This is a genomic window from Halobellus rufus, from assembly GCF_000739575.1.
In the GTDB taxonomy this organism is placed as follows: Archaea; Halobacteriota; Halobacteria; order Halobacteriales; family Haloferacaceae; genus Haloquadratum; species Haloquadratum rufum.
Genome location: NZ_BBJO01000003.1, coordinates 87,135 through 101,951, shown reverse-complemented (window position 1 = coordinate 101,951; position 14,817 = coordinate 87,135). Strand labels below are relative to the sequence as shown.

Annotated in this window: 24 protein-coding genes, 1 tRNA gene and 1 pseudogene; 25 read left to right on the top strand and 1 reads right to left on the bottom strand. The window is 66.4% G+C overall.

Annotation, left to right across the window (positions count from 1 at the left end; genetic code table 11):
- Nucleotides 1–71: transfer RNA gene (locus tag ACP99_RS02310), tRNA-Gly, on the bottom strand.
- Between the two features lie 232 nt (nucleotides 72–303).
- On the opposite strand from ACP99_RS02310, the gene ACP99_RS02305 reads away from it, so the two are divergent.
- The 25 genes and pseudogenes from ACP99_RS02305 to secY all read left to right on the top strand — a co-directional run bounded on the left by ACP99_RS02305 (nucleotide 304) and on the right by secY (nucleotide 14,736).
- Entirely contained in the window at nucleotides 304–1,137 is an 834-nt protein-coding gene (locus ACP99_RS02305) for a putative RNA uridine N3 methyltransferase (RefSeq protein ID WP_049985049.1), read from the top strand.
- A 4-nt stretch (nucleotides 1,138–1,141) separates the two neighbouring features.
- Nucleotides 1,142–2,158: a 50S ribosomal protein L3 gene (locus tag ACP99_RS02300; RefSeq protein ID WP_049985048.1), complete on the top strand. Its 1,017-nt coding sequence runs from the start codon at nucleotides 1,142–1,144 to the stop codon at nucleotides 2,156–2,158.
- A gap of 3 nt (nucleotides 2,159–2,161) precedes the next feature.
- Nucleotides 2,162–2,908 carry a 50S ribosomal protein L4 gene (gene rpl4p, locus ACP99_RS02295; RefSeq protein WP_049985047.1) on the top strand — a complete coding sequence of 249 codons (747 nt, stop codon included), beginning with the start codon at nucleotides 2,162–2,164 and terminating at the stop codon, nucleotides 2,906–2,908.
- The gene (locus ACP99_RS02290) at nucleotides 2,905–3,159 is read left to right on the top strand and encodes a 50S ribosomal protein L23 (protein ID WP_049985046.1); all 255 of its coding nucleotides are present in this window, start codon (nucleotides 2,905–2,907) and stop codon (nucleotides 3,157–3,159) included. Before rpl4p ends, ACP99_RS02290 begins: the two co-directional genes overlap by 4 nt.
- 2 nt (nucleotides 3,160–3,161) lie before the next feature.
- A pseudogene (locus ACP99_RS02285) lies at nucleotides 3,162–3,898 on the top strand (50S ribosomal protein L2).
- The gene (locus tag ACP99_RS02280) at nucleotides 3,895–4,317 is read left to right on the top strand and encodes a 30S ribosomal protein S19 (RefSeq protein WP_049985045.1); all 423 of its coding nucleotides are present in this window, start codon (nucleotides 3,895–3,897) and stop codon (nucleotides 4,315–4,317) included. Before ACP99_RS02285 ends, ACP99_RS02280 begins: the two are co-directional and overlap by 4 nt.
- Nucleotides 4,318–4,320: 3 nt before the next feature.
- A complete protein-coding gene (locus tag ACP99_RS02275) occupies nucleotides 4,321–4,791 on the top strand; it encodes a 50S ribosomal protein L22 (RefSeq protein ID WP_049985044.1) in 471 nt (156 codons plus the stop codon).
- Complete coding sequence (locus ACP99_RS02270) at nucleotides 4,791–5,747, top strand: 30S ribosomal protein S3 (RefSeq protein ID WP_049985043.1); 957 nt, start codon at nucleotides 4,791–4,793, stop codon at nucleotides 5,745–5,747. The genes ACP99_RS02275 and ACP99_RS02270 overlap by 1 nt, the downstream gene beginning before the upstream one ends.
- On the top strand, nucleotides 5,747–5,956 hold the full coding sequence (gene rpmC, locus ACP99_RS02265) for a 50S ribosomal protein L29 (protein WP_049985042.1): 210 nt from the start codon (nucleotides 5,747–5,749) through the stop codon (nucleotides 5,954–5,956). Before ACP99_RS02270 ends, rpmC begins: the two co-directional genes overlap by 1 nt.
- Before the next feature lie 7 nt (nucleotides 5,957–5,963).
- Nucleotides 5,964–6,473, top strand: a complete 510-nt coding sequence (locus ACP99_RS02260) for a ribonuclease P protein component 1 (RefSeq protein WP_049985041.1) — start codon at nucleotides 5,964–5,966, stop codon at nucleotides 6,471–6,473.
- Entirely contained in the window at nucleotides 6,464–6,790 is a 327-nt protein-coding gene (locus tag ACP99_RS02255) for a 30S ribosomal protein S17 (RefSeq protein ID WP_049985040.1), read from the top strand. Before ACP99_RS02260 ends, ACP99_RS02255 begins: the two co-directional genes overlap by 10 nt.
- Complete coding sequence (locus ACP99_RS02250; RefSeq protein ID WP_049985039.1) at nucleotides 6,790–7,188, top strand: 50S ribosomal protein L14; 399 nt, start codon at nucleotides 6,790–6,792, stop codon at nucleotides 7,186–7,188. Before ACP99_RS02255 ends, ACP99_RS02250 begins: the two co-directional genes overlap by 1 nt.
- A 4-nt stretch (nucleotides 7,189–7,192) precedes the next feature.
- Entirely contained in the window at nucleotides 7,193–7,555 is a 363-nt protein-coding gene (gene rplX / locus ACP99_RS02245) for a 50S ribosomal protein L24 (RefSeq protein ID WP_049985038.1), read from the top strand.
- The gene (locus ACP99_RS02240; RefSeq protein ID WP_049985037.1) at nucleotides 7,552–8,313 is read left to right on the top strand and encodes a 30S ribosomal protein S4e; all 762 of its coding nucleotides are present in this window, start codon (nucleotides 7,552–7,554) and stop codon (nucleotides 8,311–8,313) included. The genes rplX and ACP99_RS02240 overlap by 4 nt, the downstream gene beginning before the upstream one ends.
- Complete coding sequence (locus ACP99_RS02235) at nucleotides 8,310–8,828, top strand: 50S ribosomal protein L5 (protein WP_049985036.1); 519 nt, start codon at nucleotides 8,310–8,312, stop codon at nucleotides 8,826–8,828. Before ACP99_RS02240 ends, ACP99_RS02235 begins: the two co-directional genes overlap by 4 nt.
- Nucleotides 8,825–9,001 carry a 30S ribosomal protein S14 gene (locus ACP99_RS02230; RefSeq protein WP_049985035.1) on the top strand — a complete coding sequence of 59 codons (177 nt, stop codon included), beginning with the start codon at nucleotides 8,825–8,827 and terminating at the stop codon, nucleotides 8,999–9,001. The genes ACP99_RS02235 and ACP99_RS02230 overlap by 4 nt, the downstream gene beginning before the upstream one ends.
- A gap of 2 nt (nucleotides 9,002–9,003) precedes the next feature.
- Nucleotides 9,004–9,396, top strand: coding sequence for a 30S ribosomal protein S8 (locus tag ACP99_RS02225; protein ID WP_049985034.1), 393 nt, complete (start codon nucleotides 9,004–9,006; stop codon nucleotides 9,394–9,396).
- A gap of 4 nt (nucleotides 9,397–9,400) precedes the next feature.
- On the top strand, nucleotides 9,401–9,937 hold the full coding sequence (locus ACP99_RS02220; RefSeq protein ID WP_049985033.1) for a 50S ribosomal protein L6: 537 nt from the start codon (nucleotides 9,401–9,403) through the stop codon (nucleotides 9,935–9,937).
- Between the two features lies 1 nt (nucleotide 9,938).
- Nucleotides 9,939–10,643 carry a 50S ribosomal protein L32e gene (locus ACP99_RS02215; RefSeq protein WP_049985032.1) on the top strand — a complete coding sequence of 235 codons (705 nt, stop codon included), beginning with the start codon at nucleotides 9,939–9,941 and terminating at the stop codon, nucleotides 10,641–10,643.
- On the top strand, nucleotides 10,640–11,095 hold the full coding sequence (locus ACP99_RS02210) for a 50S ribosomal protein L19e (protein ID WP_049985031.1): 456 nt from the start codon (nucleotides 10,640–10,642) through the stop codon (nucleotides 11,093–11,095). Before ACP99_RS02215 ends, ACP99_RS02210 begins: the two co-directional genes overlap by 4 nt.
- Nucleotides 11,095–11,649 (top strand): 50S ribosomal protein L18, encoded by a 555-nt coding sequence (locus ACP99_RS02205; RefSeq protein ID WP_049985030.1) that lies wholly within the window; start codon nucleotides 11,095–11,097, stop codon nucleotides 11,647–11,649. Before ACP99_RS02210 ends, ACP99_RS02205 begins: the two co-directional genes overlap by 1 nt.
- On the top strand, nucleotides 11,646–12,299 hold the full coding sequence (locus ACP99_RS02200; RefSeq protein ID WP_049985029.1) for a 30S ribosomal protein S5: 654 nt from the start codon (nucleotides 11,646–11,648) through the stop codon (nucleotides 12,297–12,299). The genes ACP99_RS02205 and ACP99_RS02200 overlap by 4 nt, the downstream gene beginning before the upstream one ends.
- Entirely contained in the window at nucleotides 12,299–12,763 is a 465-nt protein-coding gene (locus ACP99_RS02195) for a 50S ribosomal protein L30 (protein WP_049985028.1), read from the top strand. The genes ACP99_RS02200 and ACP99_RS02195 overlap by 1 nt, the downstream gene beginning before the upstream one ends.
- Complete coding sequence (locus tag ACP99_RS02190; RefSeq protein WP_049985027.1) at nucleotides 12,760–13,263, top strand: uL15m family ribosomal protein; 504 nt, start codon at nucleotides 12,760–12,762, stop codon at nucleotides 13,261–13,263. Before ACP99_RS02195 ends, ACP99_RS02190 begins: the two co-directional genes overlap by 4 nt.
- Before the next feature lie 3 nt (nucleotides 13,264–13,266).
- Complete coding sequence (gene secY, locus ACP99_RS02185) at nucleotides 13,267–14,736, top strand: preprotein translocase subunit SecY (RefSeq protein WP_049985026.1); 1,470 nt, start codon at nucleotides 13,267–13,269, stop codon at nucleotides 14,734–14,736.
- Nucleotides 14,737–14,817 lie beyond the last annotated feature (81 nt).

Genomic DNA, 14,817 nt, shown 5'->3' with positions numbered 1-14,817 from the left:
TGCGCTGGCTGGGATTTGAACCCAGGTTGTGACCATGGCAAGGTCACGTGATACCACTACACTACCAGCGCGTGTGTGGTCTGCGTCTGCATTTCGGAGAAGACGGGATTCGTAAATAAGGCTTGCGAATCCGCGAGAAAAACCGCCCGATGGCGTGGGGGGAAATACCACGGGGCGACGAACCACGAAACGGCCGTTGGCGGCCGTGTGACGCCCTCACAACCTCCGCGAGCTTTCGCTACTCTTTTACGGAGCGCTCTGGTATCGGGTGTACAGTCTAGACGTGACGCTGAAGGGACCGGTATGACGCTGACCGTGCTCGTTCCGTCCTCTCTCGTCCGAGAGGCCGAGGACAAACGCGAGGCAACTCGCAAACTCGGCTACGTCGCCCGCGCGGCGACGGTGTTTCGGGCGGATCGGCTCGCCGTCTTCCCCGATCGGGAAGGCGAGCGGCGCTGGGGGGGCGAGTTCGTCGAAACGGTGCTTCGATACGCCGCCACGCCGCCGCACCTCCGAAAAGAGGTGTGGGGCAAACGCGACGAACTCGAGTACGTCGGTGTCTTACCGCCCCTCCGCGTCCCGTCTATGACCGGCTCCGAATCAGACGGTTCGGGGTCGTTAACACAGGGAATCGTGACCGAGGTCGGACCTGACGGCCGCGTTCGGGTCAATTGCGGACTGCAACACCCGGTCTCTCTGCTCGCGCCTCCGTCGGTGGAGGTCCAGCAGGGGGAGCGCGTCGCCATCAGGATCTCTTCGCGAGAACCGGTCCGTGCGCGGATCGTCGACGAGCCCGTTCCGGGCTTCGACGTGTCCCGTATGGACCTCGAGGAAGCACTCGGCCACGCCGACGCGGGCGTCGCGATTGCGACGTCCCGCTTCGGCGAGGCGCTGACCACGAGTCGGCTGCCGCAGCTCGCCTCGCGCGTCGAGCGCGAGGGCGCGACAGTCGTCTTCGGGTCGCCCGGTCGTGGGCTTCCGGCCATCCTCGGCGTCGACGTCGAGGATGCGGTCGAACCCGCAGACGGTCCGGGGTTCGATCTCTGGCTGAATACGATTCCGCGACAGGGCAGCGAGGTGGTGCGAACCGAGGAAGCGATGTTCGCCTCCCTCGCGACCCTGACACTCACGGAGTGATCATATGCCACAACCAAGCAGACCACGAAAAGGTTCGATGGGCTTCAGCCCGCGCAAGCGTGCGGCCAAGGAGGTCCCACGCATCCGGTCGTGGCCCGACGACGACGGGTCCCCGGGCATCCAAGGGTTCGCCGGCTACAAGGCCGGAATGACCCAGGTGATGATGGTCAACGACGAGGCCAACTCCCCCACCGAGGGTATGGAGGAGGCCGTGCCGGTGACCGTCGTCGAGACGCCCCCGATGCGCGCTGTCGCCCTGCGAGCCTACGAAGATACGCCGTACGGTGCAAAGCCCCTGACGGAAGTGTGGACCGGTGAGTTCGAGGAGAACCTCGACCGCGTCCTCGACCTCCCCAACGAGGATACTTTCGAGGACGACGCCGACGACCTTCGAGAGGCCGTCGAGGCCGGCGAAGTCGACGACGTCCGACTCATCACCCACACCGTCCCCAGCGAGATGCAGAACGTCCCCAAGAAGAAGCCCGACGTCATGGAGACGCGCGTCGGCGGCGGTTCCGTCGAGGAACGCGTCGACTTCGCGCTCGACCTCGTCGGCGAGGGCGGCGAACACGAACTCTCCGACGTCTTCCGCGCCGGCGAGTACCTCGACGTCGCCGGCGTCACGAAAGGCAAGGGGACGCAGGGTCCCGTCAAGCGGTGGGGCGTCCAGAAGCGGAAGGGCAAACACGCCCGCCAGGGATGGCGGCGCCGGATCGGCAACCTCGGTCCGTGGAACCCTTCGCGCGTGCGCTCGACCGTCCCCCAGCAGGGGCAGACGGGCTACCACCAGCGGACCGAACTGAACAAGCGCCTCATCGACATCGGTGAGGGAAGCGAACCGACCGTCGACGGCGGCTTCGTCGGCTACGGCGAAGTCGACGGCCCGTACGCGCTCGTCAAGGGCTCCCTGCCGGGCCCGGACAAGCGCCTCCTGCGGTTCCGTCCGGCCGTCCGACCAGGCGACCAACCGCGCCTCGATCCCGAGGTGCGCTACGTGTCGACCCAATCGAACCAAGGATAACCTATGCAGGCAACAATTCGCGACCTGAACGGCGACGACGCCGGCACGCTCGACCTGCCCGAGGTCTTCGAGACGGCCTACCGTCCGGACCTCATCGAGCGCGCCGTGGTCGCCGCGCAGGCGAACCGAAAACAGGCGTACGGTGCCGACCCCTTCGCGGGGCTGCGAACTCCGGCCGAATCGTTCGGCAGTGGCCGCGGGATGTCGCACGACCCCCGCGAAAACGGACGCGCACGACGCGTGCCGCACGCGGTCAAGGGCCGGAAGGCGCACCCGCCGAAGGCTGAGAAAGACCAGGGCAAAGACATCAACGACAAGGAGCGAAAGCTCGCCGTCCGCTCGGCGATCGCCGCCACGACGGACGCGGACCTCGTCGCAGAGCGCGGGCATCAGTTCGACGACGACGTCGAGCTCCCGCTCGTCGTCTCCGACGACTTCGAGGATCTGATCAAGACCCGCGAGGTCGTCGATCTGCTCGAATCCCTCGGCGTCCACGCCGACATCGAGCGCTCCGACGAGAACAAGAAGGTGAAGGCCGGCCGCGGCAAGACCCGTGGTCGCAAGTACACGCGCCCGAAGTCGATCCTCTTCGTCACGAGCGAGGAGCCCTCGAAGGCCGCGCGGAACCTCCCCGGCGCTGACGTGGTCACCGCGGCCAACGTCGGAACCGAGGACCTCGCGCCCGGCACGCAGGCGGGCCGACTCACGCTCTTCACCGAGAGCGCGGTCGAGGAGGTGGCCGACCGATGAGCTCCCTCATCGAGCACCCGCTCGTCACGGAGAAGGCGATGGACGAGATGGACTTCGACAACAAGCTCCAGTTCATCGTCGACATCGACGCCACGAAGGCCGACGTCGTAGACGAGGTCGAATCGCGCTACGAGGTGGCCGTCGTTGACGTGAACACGCAGATAACGCCGAAAGGCAAGAAGAAGGCGACCGTCCGACTCGACGACGAGGACGACGCGCAGGAAGTCGCCTCCCGAATCGGGGTGTTCTGAACATGGGACGACGAATTCAGGGCCAGCGTCGCGGGCGCGGCACGTCCACCTTCCGGGCGCCGTCGCACCGCTACAAGGCCGAACTCTCGCACAAGAAGGCAGAATCGGACGACACCGTCTCCGGGACGGTCGTCGACATCGAACACGACCCCGCGCGCAGCGCGCCGGTCGTCGCCGTCGAGTACGAGGACGGCGAGCAGCGCCTCGTCCTCGCGCCCGAGGGCGTCGCCGTCGGCGACACGATCCAGACGGGCGTCAGCGCGGAGATCAAGCCCGGCAACACGCTCCCGCTCGGGGAGATCCCCGAGGGGGTTCCGGTGTGTAACGTCGAGCGCCAGCCCGGCGACGGCGGGAAGTTCGCCCGCGCCTCCGGGACGAGCGCGCAGCTTCTCACCCACGACCGCCGCGTCGCGGTCGTGAAGCTCCCTTCCGGGGAGGTCAAGCGGCTGAACCCGCAGTGTCGCGCCACGATCGGCGTCGTCGCAGGCGGCGGCCGCACGGAGAAGCCCTTCGTGAGGCCGGGAAGAAGCACCACAAGATGAAAGCGCGCGGCATCAAGTGGCCGCGCGTCCGCGGGGTCGCGATGAACGCCGTCGACCACCCGTTCGGTGGCGGCGGCCGCCAGCACCCCGGACAGCCGAAGTCCGTCTCGCGGGACGCCCCGCCGGGACGGAAGGTCGGTGACATCGCCTCGAAGCGCACCGGTCGCGGTGGCAAAGGAGGCAAGGATAACTCATGAGTTCGGAATACCGTACCGGCCGCGAGGGTGAGTTCACCTACCGCGGTCACACGCTCGACGAGCTGCAGGATATGTCGCTCGACGAGGTCGCGGAACTGCTCCCCGCTCGACAGCGGCGAACCATCGAACGAGGACTCACGGTCCAGCAGGAGAAGCTCCTGGAGACGGCCCGCGAGGCCGACGTCCAAGAGACCGCCAACGATCCGATCCGGACGCACCTCCGAGACATGCCCGTCCTCCCCGAGTTCGTCGAGAAGACGTTCGAGGTCTACAACGGGCAGTCCTTCGAGCGCGTCCGCGTCGAGCCCGAGATGATCGGCCACTACCTGGGCGAGTTCCAGCTGACTCGGAATTCGGTCGAACACGGTCAGGCCGGTATCGGCGCGACCCGGTCCTCGAAGTTCGTGCCGCTCAAATAAACCATGGGTATCAACTACAGCGTCGAGGCCGACCCGGAGACCACCGCCAAGGGGATGCTCCGCGATCGGCCCATCAGCCTGAAGCACAGCAAGGCCATCTCCCGAGAGATCAAGGGGATGACCGTCGCGGACGCCGAGGAGTATCTCCACGACGTCATCGACGAGAAACAGTCCGTTCCGTTCAAGCAGCACAACACCGGCGTCGGACACCGCTCCGACGTCGACGGCTGGGACGCGGGACGTTACCCCGAGAAGGCCTCGAAGGCGTTCCTCGAACTCCTCGAGAACGTCTCCTCGAACGCCGACGAACAGGGATTCGACGGCGACGAGATGACGATCAAGCACGTCGCCGCCCACAAGGTCGGTGAGCGCCAGGGCCGCAAACCCCGAGCGTTCGGCAGCGCCGACCCGTGGAACACGCCGATCTGCGACGTCGAACTCATCGTCGAAGAACCCGAGGAGGTCGAAGCCTAATGGCAGACGAACACCAGTTCATCGAAGACGGGCTGCAGCGCTCCCAGATCGACGAGTTCTTCGCCGACGAGCTCGGTCGCGCCGGCTACGGCGGGATGGACGTCGCGAAGACCCCGATGGGCACGCAGATCGTCCTCAAGGCGGAGAAGCCCGGGATGGTCATCGGCAAGGGCGGGAAGAACATCCGGAAGGTCACCCGCGAACTCGAAGAGCGGTTCAACCTCGACGACCCCCAGATCGACGTGCAGGAGGTCGACGAGCCCGACCTGAACGCCCGCATCGTCGCGGACCGACTGGCCAACGCACTCGAGCGCGGCTGGTACTTCCGCAAGGCGGGTCACACGACGATCGACCGCATCATGGAGTCCGGCGCGCTGGGCGCCGAGATCGTCCTGAGCGGGAAGGTCACCGGCGCGCGTTCGCGCGTCGAGAAGTTCAACCGCGGCTACATCAAGCACAACGGCGAACCCGCCCAGGAGATCGTCGACGAGGGTCAGGGCGTCGCCGTGATGAAGCTCGGTACCATCGGCGTGACCGTCAAGATCATCCCGCCGGGTGCGGAGCTCCCCGACGACTTCGAGATCCACGAGGACGTCGAGGTCGAACCCGTCGAACAGGTCGCAGAGAGCGAAGGCGTCGAGTCGCTCCTCGAAGAGGAACCCGAAGAGGTTCCGGACGTCGGCGAGGACGAGGAAGTCGAAGTCCCCGACGAGGAACCCGAGGACGTCATCGACGAGGACGTCGTCGAGGAAGTCATCGAGGAGACCGACGAGGAGCCGGTCGAAACCGGCGACGCCGAGGCCGACGACGAGGCAGTCGAGGAGGAACTCGACGAACTCGACGAGGAGGTCGAGGCGGAAGCCGAGGAGCTCCTCGACGAGATGGAGGAAGCCGACGAGGACGCGTCCGACGACGAGACGGACGCTGACGACGCCGACGAGGAGGTCGAAGAGTAATGGCGATCCTCTACCCCGAAGAGATCCGCGACATGACGGCCGCAGAGCGCGAGGCCGAGCTCGAAGAGCTCGAGACCGAGCTGCTGAACACGAAGGCCGTGCAGGCCGCCGGTGGGGCCCCGGAGAACCCGGGCCGCGTCGGCGAGCTCAAGCGAACCATCGCGCGGATCAAGACGATCCAAGCGGAAGAAGGCGACAACGACGAGTAATCCGACGATGGCACTGACACCCGAAACGCTGACGCGACACGAACTCAACGGCCTCCGCGTGGCCGTCGTCGACGCGCCCAACCCCGACCTCGTCGGGATCTGCGGGCGCGTCGTCGTCGAGACGATGCGGACGCTGCACGTCGACGTCAGCGAGTGCGACGACCGCGCGGTCGCGGCCGGCGACGCCGACACCGCGCGTCGCACGCGGGTGAAACAGGTGCCGAAGCAGGGCTCGACGTTCGAGTTCGAGCTCCCCGCCCGGGAGGGTACACCCGGACGCACAGATGAAGCCGCCGACGCCGCGAAGGCGTCGGGGACCGCGTCCAAACTTCGATCGGATACTGCCGGCGGATTCGATGCCGGTCAGTCTGGTCGGCCCGCTGCGGACTCCGCAGCAGCTTCTCGGCGTTCAACCGGGAATTGCGAGGGCGCGGCCTACGTTACGGTGGATGGCACACGTCTGCTCTCACGACCCGCCTTGCGAACCGAGAAGGCAGGTGACACATTATGGCGATAGGACTGAACGTAGAAGAACCGGAGGAGGCCTGCTCCGACGAGAACTGTCCGTTCCACGGAACGCTTTCCGTGCGCGGACAGACGCTCGAGGGCACGGTCGCCTCCACCGACATGGAGAAAACCGTCATCGTGGAGCGTGAATACGACGTTCACGTTCCCAAGTACGACCGCTACATGAAGCGGCGTAGTCGCATTCCGGCTCACGCACCCCCGTGCGTCGAGCTCGAGGAAGGCGACACGGTGCGCATCGCAGAGACCCGACCGCTGTCGAAGACCAAGGCTCACGTCGTGGTCGAGACCCTCGGAGGTGAGGAGTGATGGAGGCGCTGAAAGCCGACGTCACCAAAGGCCTCGAACGAGGCTCGCTCATCACGTGCGCCGACAACACCGGCGCGCGCGAGCTGAAGGTCATCAGCGTGAAGGGCTACTCAGGAACCAAGAACCGACACCCCAAGGCGGGCATCGGCGACCAGGTCACCGTCTCGGTGACGAAAGGGACGCCGGAGATGCGCCGCCAGGTGCTGCAGGCCGTCATCGTCCGCCAGCGGAAACCGATCCGCCGGCCGGACGGGACGCGCGTGAAGTTCGAGGACAACGCCGCCGTCATCATCGACGAGATGGACGAGCCTCGCGGGACCGAGATCAAGGGCCCCATCGCGCGCGAAGTGGCCGAGCGCTTCGGGAGCATCGCCTCGACGGCGACGATGATCGTATAGAGCTATGACGAAACAACCACGCAAACAGCGAACACGGACGCAGAACGCGCCGCTGCACGAGCGGCAGAGCCAGGTCCGCGCGACGCTGTCCGAGGAGCTCCGCGAGGAGTACGGACAGCGGAACGTTCGCGTCAACGCGGGCGACACCGTCGAGGTGCTCCGCGGCGACCACGCCGGCACGGAAGCCGAGGTCGTCGAGGTGGACCTCACCGACACCGTCGTCTTCGTCGAAGACGTGACGGTCGAGAAGGCCGACGGCGAGGAAGTGCCTCGCCCGCTCGACGCCTCGAACCTCCGCGTGACGGCACTGGACCTCGAAGACGACCGCCGCGAGGCGCGACTGCAAGCGACGGAGGACGAAGAATGACCCGACACCAGAAGCGACTTTCGGCACCGAACGCCTGGCCCGTCGAGCGGAAGACGGAGACGTTCACGGTGAAGGCCGGCGCGGGTCCGCACGGAGAGGCGGGGGTTCCCCTGCTCGTGCTCCTGCGGGACGTGCTCGGCTACGTCGACTCGAAGAAGGAGGCGCGCTACGCGCTGAACGAGGGCTCGGTCCTCGTCAACGGCGACGCCGTCTCCGACGAGCAGCGCCCGGTGGGGATGTTCGACATCCTCGCGTTCACCGAGCGCGAAGAGTACTACCGCGTCTTCCCCGAGGAGGGCGGCCGGCTGGCGCTGACGCCGATCGACGGCGACGCCGCCGACAGCCGACTCGGTAAGATCGTCCGCAAACAGGACGTCAGCGGCGGCGACACGCAGCTGACGCTCCACGACGGCGCGAACGTTCGCGTCGAGGACGGAAGCGACTACAGCACCAAGGACTCCCTCGTCGTCGACAACGAGACGAAGGAGATCGTCGCGCACTTCCCCTACGAGGAGGGCGCGCTCGTCACCGCGGTCGACGGATCCCACTCCGGCGAGATCGGCACGATCGACGAGATCACCGTGACGGCCGGCAGCGGCGACAACACCGTCTCCGTCGACACCGACGACGGCAGCTTCGAGACGATCGAAGCGTACGTCGTCGTGATCGACGAGAAGTTCGTCGGCGACGACGATGCGGCCGACGAGGCCGACGCGGACGCCGACGAGGCGTCCGACGACGGAGGTGACGACGAATGAGCGAAGCCGAGTTCCACTCGATGCGCCAGCCGCGCGTCGAGAAGGTCGTCGTCCACATGGGCGTCGGCGAGGGCGGTCGCGAGCTCGCGAACGCCGAGGAGATCCTCGAGGAGATCGCCGGGCAGGAGGCCGTCCGCACGACGGCCACCCGCGCGGCGACGCAGTTCGGCTCGCGCGTCGGCGATCCCGTCGGCGCGAAGGTCACCCTTCGCGGCGAGGCCGCCGAAGCCTTCCTGGAGAAGGCGCTGCCGATCACGGACCTCTCCGAGCGGCAGTTCGACGACACGGGCAACTTCAGCTTCGGCGTCGAGGAACACACGGCGTTCCCCTCGCAGGAGTACGACCCGCAGATCGGGATCTACGGGCTGGACGTGACGGTCAACCTCGTCCGCCCCGGTTACCGAGTGAAGAAGCGCGACAAGGCCTCGCAGTCGATTCCGAACCGGCATCGGCTGACTCCCGAGGACGCGATCGTCTTCGTCGAAGACGCCTTCGACGTGGAGGTCACAGAATGAGTGAATCAGAGACAGAACAGACGGGCGAGCACGCGAGCCGTCGCACGGGTCAGAGCCACGAGTGCCGGCGTTGCGGTCGCAACCAGGGACTCGTCGGTAAGTACGAGATCTACCTGTGCCGACAGTGCTTCCGCGAGGTCGCCCGCGAGATGGGATTCAAGAAGTACCGATAACTATGGCAGGAAATGATCCACTCGCCAACGCGCTCGCAGGCGTGAACAACGCCGAGAGCGTCGGGCACCTGTCCCACGAGATACAGCCCGCCTCCAACGTCATCGGCTCCGTCCTCGAGGTCTTCTACGACCGCGGGTACGTCGACGGCTTCGAGTTCGTCGACGACGGCAAAGCCGGACGTTTCGAGGTCGAACTGAGCGGCGCTATCAACGAATGTGGCGCAGTCAAGCCCCGCTACTCCGCGGGCGCGGACGACTTCGAGAAGTGGGAGAAGCGATACCTCCCCGCCCGTGACTACGGGACGCTCATCGTCACGACGAGCCACGGCGTCATGAGCCACTACGAGGCCCGCGAACAGGGCATCGGTGGCCAAATCATCGCCTACGTGTACTGAGACAATGACCAGAGTAGAAATCGAGATTCCGGACGAGGTCTCTGCCGAGGTTTCCAACCTCGATCTGACCGTCGAAGGGCCGAACGGCAGCGTCACGCGGACGCTGTGGTTCCCCTCCGTCAGCGTCAGCGTCGAGGACGACGCCGTCGTCATCGCCTCCGACGAGGAGGACGCCAAGACGAACGCGACCGTCGGGACCTTCGAGAGCCACGTGTCGAACATGATCCACGGGGTCACCGAAGGCTGGACGTACGAGATGGAAGTCTACTACGCTCACTTCCCGATGCAGGTCGACGTCGAGGGCGACGAAGTCGTCATCACGAACTTCCTCGGAGAGAAGTCCTCGCGACGGACGCCGATCCGCGGAGACACGGAGGTACAGATCGACGGCGAATCGGTCACCCTGACGGGCCCCTCGAAAGAGGACGTCGGGCAGACCGCCGCCGACATCGAACAGCTCACTCGCGTGACGGACAAGGACACGCGCGTCTTCCAAGACGGCGTCTACATCACGCAGAAGCCGCAGACTGGAGGTGCCTGAGATGGCCGAAGACGATATCGAAACACTCGAAGACATCAGCGGTGTCGGTCCCTCGAAGGCCGACGCGCTCCGCGAGGCGGGCTACGAGTCGGTCGACGACGTCAAGGCCGCCAGCCAGTCGGAGCTCGCCGAGGTCGACGGCATCGGCAACGCCCTCGCGGCCCGTATCAAGGCCGACGTCGGCGGACTCGAGGTCTCAGAGGAGACCGAGGCCGAAGTCGAAGAGGAGACCGAAGACGAAGAGCAAGCGGACGAGGACGTCGAAACGGAGCTTCGTCCCCGCGGCCACGCCGACAAGACGCCCGAACTCGACGACGAGACGGCGCGTGCGCTCGGCCAGAAGCACCGCGAGGGCAAGCCGGCGTTCCGTCGGCAGAAGTACCACGCGAAAAAGCGCGTGCCCGAATCCTGGCGCAAGCCTCGCGGCAACCTCTCGAAGCAGCGCCGCGGCATCAAGGGCAAGGGCGACATGGTCGAGGCGGGCTTCCGCTCGCCGAAGGCCGCCCGCGGCCTGCACCCCTCCGGCTTCGAGGAGGTCCGCGTGCACAACGTGGACGACCTCGAAGGCGTCGACGGCGACACGCAGGCCGTTCGCATCGCCTCGAAAGTCGGCGCTCGCAAGCGCGAGCGCATCGAGGAAGTGGCTGAGGACCGCGAGATCCGCGTCCTCAACCCGACCTACGTCGAAGTGGAGGTCGAAGAATGACGGATCTGAAAGCACAGAAGCGTATGGCGGCCGACGTCCTCGACGTCGGCAAGAGCCGCGTCTGGTTCGATCCCGACGAACAGTCCGAGATCGCGGAGGCCATCACCCGCGAGGACATCCGTGACCTGGTCGATCAGGGCCTCATTCGCGCGAAAGACGCGAAGGGCAACTCGAAGGGTCGCGCCCGCGAGCGCGCCGAGAAGCGCGCCTACGGCCACCGCAAAGGCCCCGGTTCCCGCAAAGGGAAATCCGGCGGCCGGAAGAACTCGAAGGAAGAATGGGTCAGCCGGATCCGCGCTCAGCGTCGTCGCCTGAAGGAACTGCGCGACGACGGCCCGCTCGACTCGACGCAGTACCGCGAAGTGTACAACAAGGCGTCGGGTGGCGAGTTCGACGACGTGGCACGGCTCGAAGCATACGTGAGAAACAACTACGACGTGGAGATAGAATAATGGCAACAGGACCACGCTACAAAGTGCCGATGCGACGTCGGCGCGAGGTCCGGACGGACTACCACCAGAGGTTGCGCCTGCTGAAATCGGGCAAGCCCCGCCTCGTTGCTCGCACGAGCAACAAGCACGTCAGGGCGCAGCTGATCACCCCCGGACCTAACGGAGACGAAACGCACGCGGCCGCAAGCTCCGAGGATCTCGCCGAGTACGGCTGGGAGGCTCCCACTGGGAACCTGCCGAGCGCGTACCTGACGGGCTACCTCGCGGGCCTGCGAGCCGTCGAGGCCGGTCTCGAAGAGGCCGTCCTCGACATCGGACTGAACACCGCGACGCCCGGTAACAAGGTGTTCGCGGTGCAGGAAGGAGCAATAGACGCTGGCCTCGAGATCCCGCACAACGAGTCGGTGCTCGCGGACTGGTCGCGTAACCGCGGCGAGCACATCGCCGAGTACGCAGAGCAGCTCGACGAGCCGCTCTACAGCGGCGATTTCGACGCCACGAAGCTCCCTGAGCACTTCGACGACGTGCTCGAACGACTACAGGAGGACGCATGAGCCAACGCAACGACAACGGCTGGACGCCGCGCACGCGGCTCGGCCGAATGGTACAGGACGGCGACGTCACCTCGATGGAGCAGGCCCTCGACACGGGCCTGCCCCTGAAGGAGCCGGAACTCGTCGATCAGCTCCTGCCGGGGCTGGACGACGAGGTGCTCGACATCAACATGGTGCAGCGGATGACCGACTCGGGCCGCCGGGTCAAGTTCCGCTGCGTCGTCGCGATCGGTAACCGCGACGGCTTCCTCGGCTACGCCGAGGCGCGGGACGACCAAGTCGGCTCCGCGATCCAGAAGGCCATCGACGTCGCGAAGCTCAACATCATCTCGGTCGACCGCGGCTCGGGTTCGTGGGAGGACTCCGCAGGCGGACTCAACTCCCTCACCCGCAAGGCCGAGGGGAAGGCCGGCTCGGTGACCGTCGAGGTTATGCCCGCACCGCAGGGGCTCGGCCTCGCGGCCGCCCCGACCGTCCGCAACATCCTCGAACTGGCGGGCGTCCAGGACGCCTGGACCCGCTCGAACGGGAACACGCGGACGACGGTCAACCTCGCGAAGGCGACGTACAACGCCCTGCGTAACGCCTCGCAGTCGCGGACGCCCCAGCGCGCCGCGGCCAAGCAGCGAGAGCAGGAGGTGAGCGAATAATGCAGGCGGTCGTTCAGCTTCGCGGCGACGTCAATATGAGCTCGGCCGTCCACGACACGCTCAAGATGCTCAACATCCACCACGTGAACCACTGCGCGTTCGTCCCGGAGACGGAGACGTACCGCGGGATGATCACGAAGGTCAACGACTTCGTCGCGCACGGGGAACCGAGCGCCGACGCCGTCGAGACCGTCCTGCGAACGCGCGCGGAGCCCGAGGAGGGCGACGCCGACGTCGACGAGGAGTGGCTCGCCGAGCACACCGACTACGACGACTTCGGTGCGCTCGCGGAAGCGCTCGTCGACGAGGAGACGACGCTGCGAGAGCAGGGTCTCTCCCCGGCGCTTCGACTGCACCCGCCGCGAGGCGGCCACCGCGGTCAGAAGCACCCGACGACCGAGGGTGGACAGATCGGTAAGCACAACACCGAGCAGATCGACGAACTCCTGGAGGCAATGCGATGACGTCGAAGAAGCGACGCCAGCGCGGCTCCCGGACGCACGGCGGCGGCACGCACAAGAACCGGCGCGGTGCCGGTCACCGCGGCGGCCGCGGTCGAGCGGGCCGCGACAAACACGAGTTCCACAACTACGAGCCGATCGGCAAACACGGCTTCAAGCGCCCCGAGGATTCGCAGCTGACGGTCGCCGAGGTCAACGTCCAGACGCTGGACGAGGACGCGGCGCTGCTGGTTGACGACGGGCTCGCGGAGGCCGACGGCGACGCCTACCACATCGACGCGCGCGACGTCGCGGACGACGCCGAGAGCGTCGACGCCGTGAAGGTGCTCGGCGGCGGGCAGGTCCGACAGGAACTGCACGTCGTCGCCGACGCCTTCTCCGCGGACGCCGCCGAACTCATCGAGGCGGCCGGTGGCAGCGTCGAGCTCACCGAGCGCGGCGAGGAGCTCGCCGCCGAGGAAGAAGAAGCAGACGACGCCGACGACGAAGACACAGAGGAGTAACCTATGGGATGGAAGGAGGCCGCCGAACCGGTGCTGACGCGGATGCCGTCAGTCGCGCGTCCGGAGGGACACGTCCCGTTCCGCCGGAAGCTCGGTTGGACTGCCGGGATCCTCGTGCTGTATTTCTTCCTGACGAACGTCCCGCTGTTCGGGCTGCAGACCGGCGGCGCGGGCAGCGACTTCTACGGGCAGTTCCGTAGCATCCTCGCCGGCGGACAGGGATCGATCATGCAGCTCGGTATCGGTCCGATCGTCACGGCGAGCATCGTGCTACAGTTGCTCGGCGGTGCGGACCTGCTCGGTTTGGACACCAACGACCCCCGCGATCAGATCCTCTATCAGGGCCTCCAGAAGCTTCTGGTGGTCGTGATGATCTGCCTGACGGGGCTGCCGATGGTGTTCGCCGGCAACTTCCTGCCGCCGAGCGAGGCGCTCGGGCAGTCGCTCGGCGTCGGTCTCGGGGGCGTCCGCGGGATCATCTTCGCGCAGATCTTCGTCGGCGGCGTCCTCATCCTGTTCATGGACGAGATCGTCAGCAAGTGGGGCGTCGGCTCCGGTGTCGGTCTGTTCATCATCGCCGGCGTGAGCCAGCAGCTCGTCGCCGGCCTCTTCAGCTGGCAGGCCCTCGGCGGACAGAGCGGCTTCTTCCCGACGTGGATCGGCATCATCACCGGCGCGGTCGAGATCGGCTCGCCGCTGACGCCCGGTGGGCTCTCGGATCTGTTCCTCGGACAGGGGCAGATCCTCGCGCTCATCACGACGGTCCTCATCTTCGCGATCGTCGTCTACGCCGAGAGCGTCCGCGTCGAGATCCCGCTGTCGCACGCCAACGTGAAGGGCGCTCGCGGTCGCTTCCCCGTGAAGCTCATCTACGCGAGTGTCCTGCCGATGATCCTCGTTCGCGCGCTGCAGGCGAACCTCCAGTTCCTCGGGCAGATCCTGAACAACTGGTGGGCGGGGATGCCGGCGTGGCTCGGACAGTACAGCCAAGGGCAGGTCACCGGCGGCCTGTTCTGGTACGTCGCGCCGATTCAGTCACGGCAGGACTGGATGTGGTTCCTCGGGTTCACCTCCCAGGAGCCGGCCGCGATCGCCGTCCGCGTCGCGATCGACCTGACGTTCATGATCATCGGCGGCGCGATCTTCGCGATCTTCTGGGTCGAGACGACGGGGATGGGCCCCGAAGCGACGGCCCGGCAGATCCAGAACTCGGGGATGCAGATCCCCGGCTTCCGCCGGAACCCGCAGGTGATCGAGAAGGTGATGGAGCGCTACATCCCGCAGGTGACCGTCATCGGCGGCGCGCTCGTCGGCCTTCTCGCTGTGGGTGCGAACATGCTCGGCACCATCGGCGGCGTCTCCGGAACGGGGCTGCTGCTTACGGTCTCTATCACGTACAAGCTGTACGAGGAGATCGCAGAGGAGCAGCTGATGGAGATGCACCCGATGATGCGCCAGATGTTCGGGAACTGAAAGCGCCGGTTCTCGAACGACGGACATCCTCTTTTGTCGACGATCCGAACTGCTCGGCTCTGTGGACAGAGACCGTATTCG

What these genes read in the sequence shown, in the direction of transcription:
- ACP99_RS02305 (WP_049985049.1), top strand. Translation starts at nt 304, where the DNA reads ATGACGCTGACCGTGCTCGTTCCGTCCTCTCTCGTCCGAGAGGCCGAG.
- ACP99_RS02300 (WP_049985048.1), top strand. Translation starts at nt 1,142, where the DNA reads ATGCCACAACCAAGCAGACCACGAAAAGGTTCGATGGGCTTCAGCCCG.
- rpl4p (WP_049985047.1), top strand. Translation starts at nt 2,162, where the DNA reads ATGCAGGCAACAATTCGCGACCTGAACGGCGACGACGCCGGCACGCTC.
- ACP99_RS02290 (WP_049985046.1), top strand. Translation starts at nt 2,905, where the DNA reads ATGAGCTCCCTCATCGAGCACCCGCTCGTCACGGAGAAGGCGATGGAC.
- ACP99_RS02280 (WP_049985045.1), top strand. Translation starts at nt 3,895, where the DNA reads ATGAGTTCGGAATACCGTACCGGCCGCGAGGGTGAGTTCACCTACCGC.
- ACP99_RS02275 (WP_049985044.1), top strand. Translation starts at nt 4,321, where the DNA reads ATGGGTATCAACTACAGCGTCGAGGCCGACCCGGAGACCACCGCCAAG.
- ACP99_RS02270 (WP_049985043.1), top strand. Translation starts at nt 4,791, where the DNA reads ATGGCAGACGAACACCAGTTCATCGAAGACGGGCTGCAGCGCTCCCAG.
- rpmC (WP_049985042.1), top strand. Translation starts at nt 5,747, where the DNA reads ATGGCGATCCTCTACCCCGAAGAGATCCGCGACATGACGGCCGCAGAG.
- ACP99_RS02260 (WP_049985041.1), top strand. Translation starts at nt 5,964, where the DNA reads ATGGCACTGACACCCGAAACGCTGACGCGACACGAACTCAACGGCCTC.
- ACP99_RS02255 (WP_049985040.1), top strand. Translation starts at nt 6,464, where the DNA reads ATGGCGATAGGACTGAACGTAGAAGAACCGGAGGAGGCCTGCTCCGAC.
- ACP99_RS02250 (WP_049985039.1), top strand. Translation starts at nt 6,790, where the DNA reads ATGGAGGCGCTGAAAGCCGACGTCACCAAAGGCCTCGAACGAGGCTCG.
- rplX (WP_049985038.1), top strand. Translation starts at nt 7,193, where the DNA reads ATGACGAAACAACCACGCAAACAGCGAACACGGACGCAGAACGCGCCG.
- ACP99_RS02240 (WP_049985037.1), top strand. Translation starts at nt 7,552, where the DNA reads ATGACCCGACACCAGAAGCGACTTTCGGCACCGAACGCCTGGCCCGTC.
- ACP99_RS02235 (WP_049985036.1), top strand. Translation starts at nt 8,310, where the DNA reads ATGAGCGAAGCCGAGTTCCACTCGATGCGCCAGCCGCGCGTCGAGAAG.
- ACP99_RS02230 (WP_049985035.1), top strand. Translation starts at nt 8,825, where the DNA reads ATGAGTGAATCAGAGACAGAACAGACGGGCGAGCACGCGAGCCGTCGC.
- ACP99_RS02225 (WP_049985034.1), top strand. Translation starts at nt 9,004, where the DNA reads ATGGCAGGAAATGATCCACTCGCCAACGCGCTCGCAGGCGTGAACAAC.
- ACP99_RS02220 (WP_049985033.1), top strand. Translation starts at nt 9,401, where the DNA reads ATGACCAGAGTAGAAATCGAGATTCCGGACGAGGTCTCTGCCGAGGTT.
- ACP99_RS02215 (WP_049985032.1), top strand. Translation starts at nt 9,939, where the DNA reads ATGGCCGAAGACGATATCGAAACACTCGAAGACATCAGCGGTGTCGGT.
- ACP99_RS02210 (WP_049985031.1), top strand. Translation starts at nt 10,640, where the DNA reads ATGACGGATCTGAAAGCACAGAAGCGTATGGCGGCCGACGTCCTCGAC.
- ACP99_RS02205 (WP_049985030.1), top strand. Translation starts at nt 11,095, where the DNA reads ATGGCAACAGGACCACGCTACAAAGTGCCGATGCGACGTCGGCGCGAG.
- ACP99_RS02200 (WP_049985029.1), top strand. Translation starts at nt 11,646, where the DNA reads ATGAGCCAACGCAACGACAACGGCTGGACGCCGCGCACGCGGCTCGGC.
- ACP99_RS02195 (WP_049985028.1), top strand. Translation starts at nt 12,299, where the DNA reads ATGCAGGCGGTCGTTCAGCTTCGCGGCGACGTCAATATGAGCTCGGCC.
- ACP99_RS02190 (WP_049985027.1), top strand. Translation starts at nt 12,760, where the DNA reads ATGACGTCGAAGAAGCGACGCCAGCGCGGCTCCCGGACGCACGGCGGC.
- secY (WP_049985026.1), top strand. Translation starts at nt 13,267, where the DNA reads ATGGGATGGAAGGAGGCCGCCGAACCGGTGCTGACGCGGATGCCGTCA.